Annotated in this window: 12 protein-coding genes; 7 read left to right on the top strand and 5 right to left on the bottom strand. The window is 73.1% G+C overall.

The genetic code is table 11. The annotated features are described in order from the left end of the window. Nucleotides 1–199 precede the first annotated feature (199 nt). The 3 genes from HD597_RS62055 (at nt 200) to HD597_RS62065 (ending at nt 3,070) form a co-directional block, all read left to right on the top strand. Nucleotides 200–1,021 (top strand): CPBP family intramembrane glutamic endopeptidase, encoded by an 822-nt coding sequence (locus HD597_RS62055; protein ID WP_253758747.1) that lies wholly within the window; start codon nt 200–202, stop codon nt 1,019–1,021. A gap of 32 nt (nt 1,022–1,053) precedes the next feature. Beyond that, nucleotides 1,054–2,229, top strand: coding sequence for a sensor histidine kinase (locus HD597_RS62060; RefSeq protein ID WP_372513658.1), 1,176 nt, complete (start codon nt 1,054–1,056; stop codon nt 2,227–2,229). 181 nt (nt 2,230–2,410) lie between these two features. Beyond that, on the top strand, nt 2,411–3,070 hold the full coding sequence (locus tag HD597_RS62065) for a response regulator (RefSeq protein ID WP_253758749.1): 660 nt from the start codon (nt 2,411–2,413) through the stop codon (nt 3,068–3,070). Nucleotides 3,071–3,077: 7 nt separating this feature from the next. Here the strand turns inward: HD597_RS62065 and HD597_RS62070 are convergent, their stop codons facing one another. Then, nucleotides 3,078–4,010 (bottom strand): NADP-dependent oxidoreductase, encoded by a 933-nt coding sequence (locus HD597_RS62070; RefSeq protein WP_253758752.1) that lies wholly within the window; start codon nt 4,008–4,010, stop codon nt 3,078–3,080. A 130-nt stretch (nt 4,011–4,140) separates the two neighbouring features. Here HD597_RS62070 and HD597_RS62075 point away from each other — a divergent pair, with 130 nt between their 5' ends. Then, on the top strand, nt 4,141–4,635 hold the full coding sequence (locus HD597_RS62075) for a MarR family winged helix-turn-helix transcriptional regulator (RefSeq protein WP_253758755.1): 495 nt from the start codon (nt 4,141–4,143) through the stop codon (nt 4,633–4,635). Between the two features lie 90 nt (nt 4,636–4,725). On the opposite strand, the gene HD597_RS62080 is transcribed toward HD597_RS62075, so the two are convergent. Further along, nucleotides 4,726–5,892, bottom strand: coding sequence for an ROK family transcriptional regulator (locus HD597_RS62080; protein WP_253758757.1), 1,167 nt, complete (start codon nt 5,890–5,892; stop codon nt 4,726–4,728). 380 nt (nt 5,893–6,272) lie between these two features. Here HD597_RS62080 and HD597_RS62085 point away from each other — a divergent pair, with 380 nt between their 5' ends. Next, a complete protein-coding gene (locus HD597_RS62085; RefSeq protein ID WP_253758760.1) occupies nt 6,273–6,641 on the top strand; it encodes a hypothetical protein in 369 nt (122 codons plus the stop codon). A gap of 508 nt (nt 6,642–7,149) precedes the next feature. Here the strand turns inward: HD597_RS62085 and add are convergent. Both add and HD597_RS62095 read right to left on the bottom strand, forming a co-directional pair. Continuing rightward, nucleotides 7,150–8,085 (bottom strand): adenosine deaminase, encoded by a 936-nt coding sequence (gene add, locus HD597_RS62090; RefSeq protein WP_253758762.1) that lies wholly within the window; start codon nt 8,083–8,085, stop codon nt 7,150–7,152. Further along, nucleotides 8,082–9,758 (bottom strand): nucleoside hydrolase, encoded by a 1,677-nt coding sequence (locus HD597_RS62095; RefSeq protein WP_253758765.1) that lies wholly within the window; start codon nt 9,756–9,758, stop codon nt 8,082–8,084. Before HD597_RS62095 ends, add begins: the two co-directional genes overlap by 4 nt. Nucleotides 9,759–9,828: 70 nt before the next feature. Between HD597_RS62095 and HD597_RS62100 the strand changes: the two genes are divergently transcribed. Beyond that, nucleotides 9,829–10,974: a LacI family DNA-binding transcriptional regulator gene (locus HD597_RS62100; protein ID WP_253758767.1), complete on the top strand. Its 1,146-nt coding sequence runs from the start codon at nt 9,829–9,831 to the stop codon at nt 10,972–10,974. 234 nt (nt 10,975–11,208) lie between these two features. On the opposite strand, the gene HD597_RS62105 is transcribed toward HD597_RS62100, so the two are convergent. Then, complete coding sequence (locus HD597_RS62105) at nt 11,209–11,556, bottom strand: hypothetical protein (protein WP_253758770.1); 348 nt, start codon at nt 11,554–11,556, stop codon at nt 11,209–11,211. 208 nt (nt 11,557–11,764) lie between these two features. Here HD597_RS62105 and HD597_RS62110 point away from each other — a divergent pair, with 208 nt between their 5' ends. Next, on the top strand, nt 11,765–12,727 hold the full coding sequence (locus HD597_RS62110; RefSeq protein ID WP_253759981.1) for an ABC transporter substrate-binding protein: 963 nt from the start codon (nt 11,765–11,767) through the stop codon (nt 12,725–12,727). Nucleotides 12,728–12,784: the final 57 nt, after the last annotated feature.

A 12,784-nucleotide genomic window follows, 5' to 3' on the forward strand; every position in this document is an offset into this window, starting at 1 on the left:
CGGCTGATCGGGAGCGCTGAATACAGCCATTCATCCCGGGCGTGCGAGCCGATTCGCCGCGGCCGGTCGCGGGGCGTCTGTCCCCCATGAGAGCTACGCGTGACTGTCCACCGGGCGGTGACGATTCCAGGCCGCCGGATCCCTAGCGTTCTCGGCGTGAGCGCGGCGACCGGCCGCGGGAGGTCGCAGGGGAGTCGTCATGCGTCTGTTGAAGCAGCTCGTGCCCGCCGTGGTGGTCGCCGCCGCCGGTCATGCGGGCGTGCAGGCGGTGGGCGGAAATCCGTACCTCACCCTGGTCCTCGGCGTCGCGACGGCCGCGCTCGCGCTGTTCGTGTACGCCTGGACGGTGCGCTGGTCCGAGCGCCGCGCTCCTGACGAGGTGGCCGCGAAGGGCGCCGCCGCTGCCACCGGCCGCGGGATGCTGATCGGCGCCGGGATGTTCGCGGCCGTCATCCTGAACATCGCCTTCGTGGGCGGCTACCGGGTCGACGGCATGGGCTCGGTGACGGGGGCCGTGGCGATCGCCGGGTTCATGGCCGCCGCCGCCGTGACGGAGGAGGTCATCTTCCGCGGCATCCTGTTCAGGATCGTCGAGGAGCGCATCGGCACGTTGCCGGCGCTGGCGCTGACGGGCGTGCTGTTCGGGTTGATGCACCTGTTCAACGCGCACGCCACGCTGTGGGGCGCGATCGCCATCGCGATCGAGGCCGGCGGCATGCTCGCCGCCGCGTACGCCGCCACCCGCAGCCTGTGGCTGCCGATCGGCCTGCACTTCGGCTGGAACTTCGCCGGGGGCGGCATCTTCGCCACCGTGGTCTCGGGCAACGGCGCGTCGCAGGGCCTGCTGAACGGGGTGACGTCGGGGCCGGCACTGCTCACCGGCGGCGAGTTCGGGCCGGAGGGGAGCCCGTACGCGGTGGTGTTCGGGCTGCTGCTGACGGTCGTGTTCCTGTGGCTGGCCCGCCGGCGCGGCAACCTGGTCCCTGTCCGGCGCCGCGCGACCGCTACGCTCTCCCGGTGACCGGCCTCAGGCGAGCTCCCTCGGCGACCGGGCTGGGGCGAGCTCCGGAGCGGCAGGATCGCTACCGGCGCGCCGCTGAGCTGTGGCAGCGGTGCGACGTCACCGTCCGGGACCTGCCGTTCGGGCTGCTGCTGGCCGTCGCGTCGCTGCTGCCGGCGCTCCACGGCAAGGGAACGCAGGTCGGCGACCTGCCGGCCCGGCCCTTCGACGAGCTGGCGTTCCTGGTGATCGCCCTGGAGACCCTCCCGCTCGCGGTGCGACGGCGGTGGCCGGCCGTCAGCCTCGTCCTGGTGTCGCTCGGCTTCGCCCTCGACCAGATCCGCGCGTACCACGTCCTGGCGAGCAACGCGATGCCCATCGCGCTCATCAGCGCGGGCGCCCACCTGGAGCGCGGCCGGCGCGCCACCGTCCTCCTGCTCTCCGCGGCGTACCTGCCGCTGGCGGTCGCGCTCGAGCGGCTCGGCGCGACCGAGCGGCCGGAGGGGTACGTGGTGTTCTACCTGGCGCTGGCCCTCGCCTGGGGCATCGGCGCCTGGCTGCGCTCGACCCGGGCCGCCGAGGCCGAGCGCCGCCGCCACGTCGCCGAGGCCACCCGCGCCGCCGAGCGCACCCGCATCGCCCGCGAGCTGCACGACGTCGTGACCCACCACGTGACGGCGATGGTCGTCCAGGCCGAGGCCGCCCGCTACCTGACCGCCGCGCCGGACCGGCTCGACGCGGCCCTGAGCGCGGTCACCGACACCGGCCGGCGGGCCATCACCGACCTGCGGCACATGCTGGACCTGCTCAATCCCGGCCACGACAGCGACGGCAGGACACCGTCCGCCGGCGACCTGCACGCGCTCGTGGAGCGGACGCGCCGGGCCGGGCAGCCCGTGGAGCTCGCCGAGGAGGGCGATCGTGCGGAATCGGCGGGCAGCGCCGAGTTCGTGACCTATAGGGTCGTGCAGGAATCCCTGACGAACGCCCTCAAACACGCCCACGGCAGCCGCACCGTGGTCCACGTTCGCTACGGCCCCAAGGAGATCAGCGTGGCGGTCAGCACCGACGGACCGGGATCCCGGGCCGCCTCTCCCGGCGGGAGCGGGCGAGGCCTGGCCGGGCTCCGCGAGCGGGTCGAGGCCCTCGGCGGCGAGTTCAGCGCCGACCGGCAGGCGGGCGGCGGCTTCCTCGTCAAGGCCCGCGTCCCCGCGGGGAGCCCGGCATGACGCGCCGGTCCGGTCGAGAGCCCGCGGGGATCCGGGCGATGGGGCGGGCCTTCGCCCCTGCGGGGATCCGGGCGATGGGGCGGGCCGGTGTTCCTGCGGGAATCCGGGCGATGGGGCGGGCCGGCGCCCCCGTCGGGAGTCGGGTGATGCGGCGGGCCGGCGTCCCAGAGGGGGGCCTGGCGTGACCGCGCCGGTCCGGGTCCTGGTGTGCGACGACCAGGCGCTGATCCGCACCGGGTTCGCCACCATCATCGACGCCCAGCCCGATCTGGAGGTGGTGGGCGAGTGCGGCGACGGCCGCGCCGCGGTCGACCTCGCCGGCCGCCTGAGCCCCGACATCGTGGTCATGGACGTGCGCATGCCGGTGCTCGACGGCATCGAGGCGACCCGCCTGCTGGCCGGCGCCGGGGTGGCGGACCCCGTCAAGGTGCTCGTGGTGACCACGTTCAACCTGGACGAGTACGTCTACGAGGCGCTGCGCGCGGGCGCCAGCGGATTCCTGCTCAAGGACGCCCCACCGGCGCAGCTCCTGCACGGCATCCGCACCGTTGCCGCCGGCGCCGCGCTGCTGGCCCCCGAGGTGACCCGGCAGCTCGTCGGCAGGTACGCCTCCCGGATCCGCCCCGCCGAGCACGCCCAGGACGACGTCGCGCTGACCCCGCGCGAGCTGGAGGTGCTGCGCCTCATCGCCGACGGCCTGTCCAACAGCGAGATCGCCGCCACGCTGGTGATCAGCCAGGAGACCGTCAAGACGTACGTGTCACGCATCCTCACCAAGCTCGATCTGCGCGACCGCGTGCAGGCGGTGGTCTACGCCTACCGCAACGGCCTGGTGACCTGAGCCCCGTTCAGGCGGGGGTCAGGACGGTCTTGCCGGCCAGCTGCCCGGCCGTGGCCTCGTCGTGGACGGCGGCCAGGTCGGTCAGCGGCCGGCGCCCGGCGACGTCGATCTTCAGCTCGCCGGCGTCCACGCGGGCGACCAGCCCGGCGAGCTGGGCGGCGTCGCTGCGGACGAAGACCTGCGCCGTTCGCACCGCGCGCCCGGCGTCCTCGGGACCGGGGGTGGTGGTGCTGACGAACGTGCCGCCGTCGGCCACCAGGTCCACGAGCTGAGCGGTCTCCTCAGGCGAGGTCGGCACCAGGTTGAGCACGACGGTGAAGCGCCCGCCGGCCGACCGGGGGAGCGGGGTGGCGGTGTAGTCGATGATCCGGTCGGCCCCGTGATCCCGGATCCGGGCCGCGCTGCGTGCGCTCGCGGTGGCGGTGACGGCGGCGCCGGCCCGCTTGGCGAGCTGGACGGCGTACCCGCCGACCGCCCCGCCCGCGCCGTTGATCAGGATCGTCTGCCCGGCCTCCAGCCCGGCGTGCTCGAACAGGGCCTGCCAGGCGGTCAGCCCGGCCGCGGGCAGGGCCGCCGCGTCGGCCAGGTCGCCCGTGCGCGGCGCCGGGGCCAGCGATTCGGCGGGGGCGACGGCGTACTCGGCGGCGGCGCCGGGCTCGCTCATCGGCAGGAAGGCCACCACCGCGTCCCCGGCCCTCCAGGCCGTCACGCCCTCGCCGACCTCGGCGATGACGCCCGCCAGGTCGAAGCCCGGGACGTGCGGCAGGTCCAGCGGGAAGACCTGCTGGAGATGACCGGCGCGGATGGCCACCTCCACCGGGTTGAACGAGGTGCCGGCCACCTTCACCAGCACCTGCCCGGGCCCGGCCGCCGGGCGGTCGGCGTCCTCGTGGACGAGCACGGAGCTGTCGCCGTAGGCGTGGAAACGCACTGCCTTCATGATGAACTCCCTCGATCATCGCTTCGAAGTCGAAGCATCTACGAGAACACGCTTCGAGTTCGAAGCAATCCCGGCGGGGGAGTGACGCTCGTCACATTGCTTTGAATTCGAAACAGGTAGGGTGGGAGCCGTGACGCACGAGCCGCTCGATCCCCGCCAGCTAGGGGCGTACTTCGTGCTCAGAGAGGCCGTCAGCCTGCTGGAGCATCAGATCGAGCAGCAGCTCCACGCCGACGGCGACATCAGCTACGTGCAGTTCCAGCTCCTGGCCCGCCTCCACCACGCCTCGGAGCCGCTGACCATGACGCAGCTGGCCGACGGCGTCGTCTACAGCCGCAGCGGCCTGACGTACCAGGCGGGCCTGCTGGAGAAGGCCGGGCTCGTCGCCCGCTCCCGCGCGCCGGAGGACGAGCGCGCCACCCTGGTCAGCATCACGGCCGAGGGCCGGGCGCTGTTCGAGCGCGTCCTTCCGGGCCACGTCGAGCTCTCCCGCCGCCTGCTGTTCGACCCGCTGACCGACGACGACGTACGTCATCTCGGCGACATCATGACCCGCGTACGCGACAACCTGCGTGCCCAGCCGCCCCGCTCCGCCGCCCCCCGCAAGCGCCGCGACACCACCTGACCGCTGCGGTGCCGGCCAGGCCCGCCACTGACGTAGGGGTCAGGCGCGCGGTGCGGCGGGCGCGGGCAGGGCCCGCCTCTGACGTGGGGGTCAGGCGCGCGGTGCGGCGGGCGCGGGCAGGCCCGCTTCGAACAGGCGGGCGTCCACCTCGTCGAGCGCCAGGCGCAGCGCGCCGAGGGCGACGCTCTCGGCGCCCAGTGTCGAGGCGCGGATCTCCGGGACGCGCAGGCAGGTGCGGCCGAGCTCGCGGGCGAGCTGGTCGAGGATGAGGTCGGCCGAGCGGGAGAAGCCGCCGCCGAGGACGACGAGCTGCGGGTCGAGGGTGAGCACCAGGGCGGCGGTGCCGACGGCGAGGTCGCGGGTGTAGCGGCGGACGGCCGTCTTGGCCGCCTTGTCGCCGGAGCGGGCGGCGTTGAACACCCAGGCGGCGGCGTCGTCGGTGCCGATGCCCGCGGGCAGGCTCGGGCAGCTCTCCAGGTGGGAGGGCGCGGTGAGCCAGCGGACGGCGCGCAGCGCGCCGATCTCGCCCGCGGCGCCGCCGTAGCCGCGCCGCAGCGTGCCGTCGATGATCAGACCGGCGCCGGTGCGCATGCCCGCCAGCAGGTAGACGATGTCGTCGGCGTCGCGGGCCGCCCCCTGCCAGCGCTCGGCGAGCGCGGCCAGCTTGCAGTCGTTCTCCACCTGGACGGGGCAGGAGAAACGGGTGGCCAGGTGCTCGGCCGGGCTCACGCTCTCCCATCCGGGCAGCGGCGTGAACAGGGCGGTGCGGCCACCGGCGTCGACCGGCCCCGTCACCCCGACGGTGATCGCCCAGATCTCGTCGGGACGCAGGCCGGCCGCGGCCAGGCACTCGTCCACGGCGGCGTCGGCGACGGCCAGCCGTTCCGCCGGACCGGCGCCCGGGTCGACCGGCAGCCGGCTGGTCGCCGCCACCGTGCCGTCGAGGTCGGAGAGCATCGCCAGCACCTTGTGGGCGCCGACGTCCACGCCGACCACGTGACCGGTGCCGGCGTTGAACCGGTAGCGGCGGGCGGGGCGCCCGACGATGCTGCTGCCGTCGGGCTCGACGACGGTGAGCCAGCCGTCGGCGACCAGGCCCTGGACGATGACGTCCGTGCCCGGCCGGGACAGCCCGGTGCGGGCGGCCAGCTCCGTGACGGTGGACGGCGGGTTGCCCCGCAGCACCCTGACGATGCTGAGAGCGTTGAGCTCCCGCATCCGGTTCACGTCCGTCGCGGTCGTGACCTGCTCGGTCACCGCAGCCCCCTAGATCTCTGGCTAACGATGCGCTCTTGGCAAAGAGGGTAGTGCGGCCACAGGACATCGGACACCACTGCCCGTCAGGCGCGACGACCGAGCCGAAGCCCACCTCCCCGCCGTCTCCCTGCTCGTCTCTCTGCTCGTCTCTCTGCCGTCGGTGGCGAAGACCCGGGTGCGGTGTCCGGCTGGGCGCTCGGTCTGCGCTGCGACACCTGCGGCTGGTTCGGCACCGCGTCAACCGCTTCCGGTACGGCGGCAACAGCACCGTCACCATCGACTCGATCTCCTCCCAGTGACACTCGGGAGGCCGGGCGTACCCGGCCCCATCACCGGAGGGCAGTTGCTCGAACCCTCCAACCCCCCTTGAATGGGGACTTATGTTCCTCCGCAGCCCCAAGCCCTTCAGCCGGCGCCCCACCGAACTCCTGATCGGGATCGGGTTCTTCGTGGTGGTCGCCGCTTGCGCGATCACCGCCCTGCTGGTTCCCGACACCCAGGTCGAGGCGCGCTTCGCCGTCATGGGGGTGGCTGCGTGCCTGTACGCCGTGGTGGCGGCCGATCTTTGGGCCGCTGCGGTGACGGGGGTGCTGGCCTGGACGTTGGCCACCGGCTTTCTCATTCATCCGGTCGGGGAGCTCAGTGTCACCGGAGGCTCTGATGGGATTCGCCTGCTTGCCATCATGGGGATCTCGCTGGCGGGTGGGGTTTACGGGGTCTACCGGCGGCGTGCGGACGTGGGGCGGTGACGGGGTTGGCGGCCATCGGCCCGGCGATCGTCAGCGCGGCAGCCGTCGGCCCCGCCGTCGTAGGTCCGGCGGTCGTGGGTCCGGCGGTCGTAGGTCCGGCGGTCGTGGGCCAGGCAGCCGTTGGCCCCGCCGTCGTGGACCTGGCGGTCAGTAAGTCGGCGATCGTTGGATCGGCCGTCGCGGGCCCGGCCATCGTCGGCCGGGCGGCCATTGGCCCGGCCATCGATGGGCAGGGCGGCCATCAACCCGGCCGCCATTGAATCGGCGGCCGATTAGGCGGTGGTCATCGGCCCGGCTGTCATTGGGTTGGCGGCCGTTCAGGCGGTGGGCGCCGGCCCGGCCGTGTTGGGGTTGGCGGTCGTCGGCGCGGCCGCAACGAGCCATCACCGCGCCAGCCGACATCGCGCCGGTCATCGAGCCGTCAGCGCGCCGGTCGTCAGCGCGCCGGTCATCGGGTCGACGCGCCTTCAACCGGCGGGTTACAGGACCAGCCCTCGTCGGCCGGCCTCTAGCCGAAGGCGAAGGCGCCGGCGGCGGCGTGCTCCTGCACCAGCCGCTCCTGCTCCCCGGTCCAGCCGGCCGCCTCCCGCAGGGCGGCGAACTCCCGCGTCAGCGAGGTGGCGGACGTGGTGCGAGCGTCCGTGCCGACGGTGACGGCGAGGCCCGCCGCCAGCAGCCGGGTGGCGGGATGGGCCACCAGGCTGGGGACGGCGCCGGTCTGCACGTTGCTGATCGGGCACGTCTCCAGCGTGATCCGATCCCGGCGCAGGCGTTCGAGCAGCGCGCCGTCCTCGGCGCAACGCACCCCGTGGCCGATCCGCCGGGCGCCGAGCACGTCGATCGCCTCCCACACGCTCTCGGCCCCTGCCGCCTCGCCCGCGTGCACGGTGCACGGCAACCCAGCCCGATGCGCCAGGTCGAAGGCGGGCCGGTGCGGCGTGCCCGGGTACACCCGCTCGTCGCCGGCCAGGTCGAGCCCACTGACCACGTCGCGGCGCCGTACGGCGAGGTCGGCGACGGCGAGGCTCTCCTCGGGGCTCTGGTGACGCAGACAGCACAGCAGCAGCGCCGTTCGCACGCCCGTCGCGGCCCGCCCCTCCGCCAGCCCCGCGGCGACCGCCGACACCGCCTCGTCCGGCGTCATCCCCAGCCGCCCGTGCTGCTGCGGCGCGAACCTCGCCTCACCGTGGACGACACCGTCAGCACTCCAGTCCTCCACCAGCTCCCGCGCCGCCCGGCGCAGTGCTTCGGGCGTCTGCAGAACCCGTAGCGGCAGATCGAAGTAGGTGAGGTAGCGCGTCAGACTGCCGCAGTCGGCAGGCGCTGTGACCAACTCCGCCACCGGACGGTCCACGGCGATGCCCTGTTCGCGGGCCAGCTCGGCGATCGTGTCGGGGCGTACGGAGCCGTCGAGATGGCAGTGCAGGTCATGGCGGCCGGTCATGCGGATCCTTCCGTCAGTCGCTCGGGAGCGTGGCCGTCCCAGAGCGCGGGAGTGTGGGCGTCCGGGGGTGTAGGGGTGCGGGTGTCCTGGGGTGTGGGAGCACGGACGTGTTGAGGCGCGGGGCCGCAGGCGTCCTGGGGTGTAGGGGTGTGGGCGTCCTGGGGTGCGGGAGTGCGGACGTGCCGAGGTGCGGGACTGGGGGTGGGGGTGTCCTTGGGGGTTGTGGTGAGGGCGGCGAAGAGCAGGTGCTTGAAGCCTCGCTCGTCGACCCGGCGGACCAGGGTCACGTTCGGTGGGGGCGCCGCGCGACGGCGGTCGATGATGAGCTGGCCGCGGGTCTCGTCGCCGACCGCCACGTCCACGTGGGCCTGCTCGCTGTCGAGGACCAGTTCGGGACGCAGGGCCACCGCCGTCGCGACGGGGTCGGGAAGGTCGTAGCCGGCCAGGCCCGTGACGTCGCGGGCCCAGTCGGCGACGGTCCGGTTGATCCGGTGGGCGAAGGTGGCCAGGGGAGTGCCGAGGCCTTCCAGTCGGCGCTGGTCTTGGGGGGTCATGACGGCGTACTTGCGGGAGACGTCCCACCCGATCCAGGTGACCCGGTCGGGCGTGGCTGCCTGCAGGACCACGCGGGCGGCCTCGGGGTCGGCCCAGACGTTGAACTCCGCGGTGGGGGAGATGTTGCCGCGCAGGTCCGCCGCGCCCGCCATGCAGTAGACGTGACGGAACCTGGTCAGCAGCTCACGGTCGCGGAGCAGCGCGGCGGCGAGGTTGGTGAGCGGGCCCAGAGTGACTAGCGTCAGCTCGCCCGGGTGGCGGCGGGGGAGCGACAACAGCACGTCCACCGCGTGACCGGCCGCAGGACCGCGCGCCGGGTCGGGCAGACCGGCGTCGCCCATGCCATCGAGCCCGTGAACGTGCTGGGCGGTGGACGGCGGCCGCGTCAACGGCCGATCACAACCCGGGTGGACGGGGACATCGGCATGCCCGGCCAGCTCCAGCGTGATCAGGGCGTTGCGAGTGGCCGTGGCCAGCGGCACGTTGCCCGCCACGGTGGTCACGGCACGGACGTCACCACCACCGCCCACGGGCACATCGCCGCCCCTGCCCCCGGGTGCACCGCCGTCGGCGCCGGATGCGCCACCCCTGACGCCGGGTGTACCGCCGCGGGTGTCTGCGGTCAGGTCGCCACCGCTTGCGGACAGATCGCCCCGGGTGGGCGCACCGCTGTCACCATCGAGGACGGGCACGTCGCTGCTGGCCAGTGCGGGTGGTGTGCCGCTGCTGGCGACCGCGGGCACGTCATCGCTCTGGGCAGTGGGTGAACGGTCGTTGTCGAGTGGTGGCGCACCGCTGCTGGCGGGGGCGGCTGGGGCGCCGCTGTTTGCGACCGCGGGCACGTTGCCGCTCTGGGCAGTGGGTGGACCGCAGTCGTTGAGGGGTGGCGCACCGCTGCTGGCGAGCTCGGGCAGGTCACCGTCGCCGGTCGCAAGTACGCCGCCACCGTCGGCCGCAGGCGAGTCCCCACCGCCAGCCGCAGGCGAACCGCCGTCGGCGACCGTAGGCGAGCTGACGCAGTCGGCCGCAGGTGAGCTGACGCCGGCGACCGCCAGTAGCAGGGCCACCGCGTCGTCGGAGCCGGTGTCGGTGTCGATGAGGAGGGAGAGTCCCGGCACGCGTCACCTTTTCTAATCGATTAGATCCGGATGCATCATCTAATCGATTAGATGCGAGAATGTAAAGCCCATGAGCAGGCAGATCACCGTGGCCGATGTGGCGCGGCTGGCCGGCACCTCGACGGCGGTCGTCAGTTACGTCATGAACAACGGCCCTCGCCCGGTAGCCGCCGCGACCCGCGAGCGCGTGCTGGCCGCTGCGGAAGAGCTGGGTTACCGTCCCAACCGCATTGCCCGCGCGCTGCGCTCACGCACCACCGGCGTGGTGGGCCTGGTGCTGGCGGACGCACTGAACCCTTACTTCGGCGCGCTGGCCGGGCACGTCGAGCAGGCGCTGGCGGGGCGCGGCCGGCTCATGCTCATCGGTAACGCGGGCTACTCCGCCGACCGCCAGCGTGATCTTGTCGAACGTTTCCTCGACGCCCGGGTCGACGGCCTGGTGATCGCTTCCGCCGACGCGGGCGACGACGTGGCCGCGTACGCCCGGACGGCCGGCGTGCCTGCTGTTTACCTGCACAACGGGCCCGTCTACGGCGACACGCCGGTGGTCACCGCCGACAACGAGGGAGCGGTGCAGGAAGCGGTCGCGCACCTGCGGGCGCACGGTCACCGCGACATCGCCTTTCTGGCCGGTCCGCAGGACACCGGTCCGGTGGGTCGGCGGCGGGAGGCCTGGCAGGAGGCGACGGGCGGGCGGGGCATGCTCCTGCGTTCCGGCTACTCCCGTGCCGCAGCGGACGTCCTGATCCGCGACCTGGTCGCGACGGGTGCCGTCCCGTCCGCGGTGATCGCGGCCACGGATGAGCAGGCCATCGGGCTGTTGTCCGGCGCGTGTGCCACCGGCCTGCCCGTTCCTGGCCGGATGGGTAGCGCTGGCCTGCCTGGTCCCGGTGGGATGGGTGCCACTGGGCTGCGTGATCCCGGTGGGATGGCCGCCATCGGCCTGCGTGATCCCGGTGGGACGGGTGCTGCCGGGCTGCCTGGTCCCAGTGACGCGGGTGCCGCCGGGCTGCCTGTTGCCGGCGGGATGGCCGTCATCGGGCTCGACGGCACCCCCGACAGCGCCTACACCGCCCCGTCGCTGACCGTCACCGGGCAGCCTCTCGCGGAGATGGCGCGGCAGGCCGTCGACCTGCTGCTGGATGGCGCGGCTCCGGCATACACGCCGAGCGCGTCGCTGGTCAGGAGGCGTAGCTGCGGCTGCGGGGAGGGCTGAGTGTTCGCCCGGGTCGGGAATGGGGCGGTGGGCGTTTGTCCGTGTCGGGAGGAGGGCGGCTGGGGCCCGCCCGCGTCAGGAAGGGACGAGTGGGTGCCCGGCCGGGGCAGGAAGGGGCGGATGAGTGTTAGCCCGGGTCGGGAGGAGGGTGGCTGGGCGAGCGGCCGGGTCGGGAATAGGGCGGCTGGGCGACAACGCCGGGGCAGGAAGGCGGCGGGTGGGTGTTCGGCCCGGTCAGGAGGAGGGGGCGTGTCCGAAGGTGCGGTCGAGGGCGATGCGGGTGAGCCAGCCCAGGCCGGCGGTGAAGAGTGGCGGCCACACGATCGGGCCGAAGGAGTAGCCGACCAGCACCACCAGCGGGATCCACACCCGGTGCGCGGCCTGGTGCAGCGGGCCCGGTAGCCGGGGGCCGGCGAGCCGGGCCGCGTCGGGCAGAACGAAGAAGCCGAGCGCGGCCGCCGTGGTGGGCAGCCCGTACTTGGCGCTCTCGAAGACCGCGAAGGCGGCCAGGAACAGGGCGAGCGCTCCCCAGGCGAGCTTTCGGGCCCAGGTAGCGCCCGAGCGTGTGCTCTCGATCGTCACGCCGCCAAGCGTACCGAAAAAATACGAGTCATATCTCGCCTTTCGGCGGGTGAATGCAGGGTGAAACACCTCCGGCGTACGCTGTCAAGGCAGTCAAGATCCTGTGCAAACCGCCTGCCGGACAGGGCCCTGGCAGGCGCGTTCCACGAGCACCACCGGACTCGGAAAGGCAGTGGCGATGCGACTGACCAGGATCGTAGTCGTGGGCATGGCAGTGGCGCTGGCGCTCAGCGCGTGCGGGGGCGGCGGCGGGGATGCGGGCGGGGGCGGCGGAGGGCGGGGCGGCGCGTCCTCCGGCGGCTTGGAGAAGACCGAGCTGCTGATCGGCGTGGTGCCGGTCGCGTCGTCCGCGTCGCTGTTCATCGCCGAGAAGCGGGGCTTCTTCAAGGAGGAGGGGCTGACCGTCAAGACCGAGATCATCCAGGCGCCGACGGCGGTCATGCCGAAGATCGTCAACGGCAGCATGGACGCGTTCCTGACGAGCTACGTCTCGCTCATGACGATCAACGACTCGGGTGCGGCCAAGCTCAAGCTGTTCCAGCACACGATGGGAGGCGCGCCGGGGTTCTGCGCGGTGGTCGTGTCCGAGGGGTCGCCGATCAGGACCGTGGCCGACCTCAAGGGCAGGACGATCGCGGTCAACGTGCTCAGGACGCTCGGGCACACGGTGGTCAACGCCCACCTGCAGCAGGCCGGGCTCAAGCCGGACGACGTCAAGTTCGTCGCCGTGCCGTTCGCCGACCAGCTCGGCGCCCTGGCCGCGGGCAAGGTGGACGCGGCCTGGCTGGCCGAGCCGTTCCTGAGCGCGGCCAAGAAGGACGGCGCCGTCCAGATCGTCGACACCATCGGCGGGCCCACGGAGGGCGTGCCGATCGACGGGTGGGGCGTCACGGAGCAGTGGCTGGCGAAGTACCCGAAGACGGCCGCCGCCCTGCACCGGGCGCTGGCCAAGGGGCAGCAGGTCGCCGGGACCGACCGCAAGGCCATCGACGAGGTCGTGCCGACGTACACGCAGATCCCCGCGGACGTGGCCGCGGCCATGCGGGTCGGCGAGTTCACGATGGAGGCCGACCGGGCCAGCGTGCAGAAGCTGGCCGATCTCATGCACGGCTTCGGATTTCTCAAGGCCAGGCCGGACGTGGGGCAGATCTTCGCGTCCACGGGCGGCTGACCGAAAGATTGCGAATCAGATTCACTATTAACTAAGGTGGTCCTAACTTTGATCATA

Source organism: Nonomuraea thailandensis, from assembly GCF_024172165.1.
In the GTDB taxonomy this organism is placed as follows: domain Bacteria; phylum Actinomycetota; class Actinomycetes; order Streptosporangiales; family Streptosporangiaceae; genus Nonomuraea; species Nonomuraea thailandensis.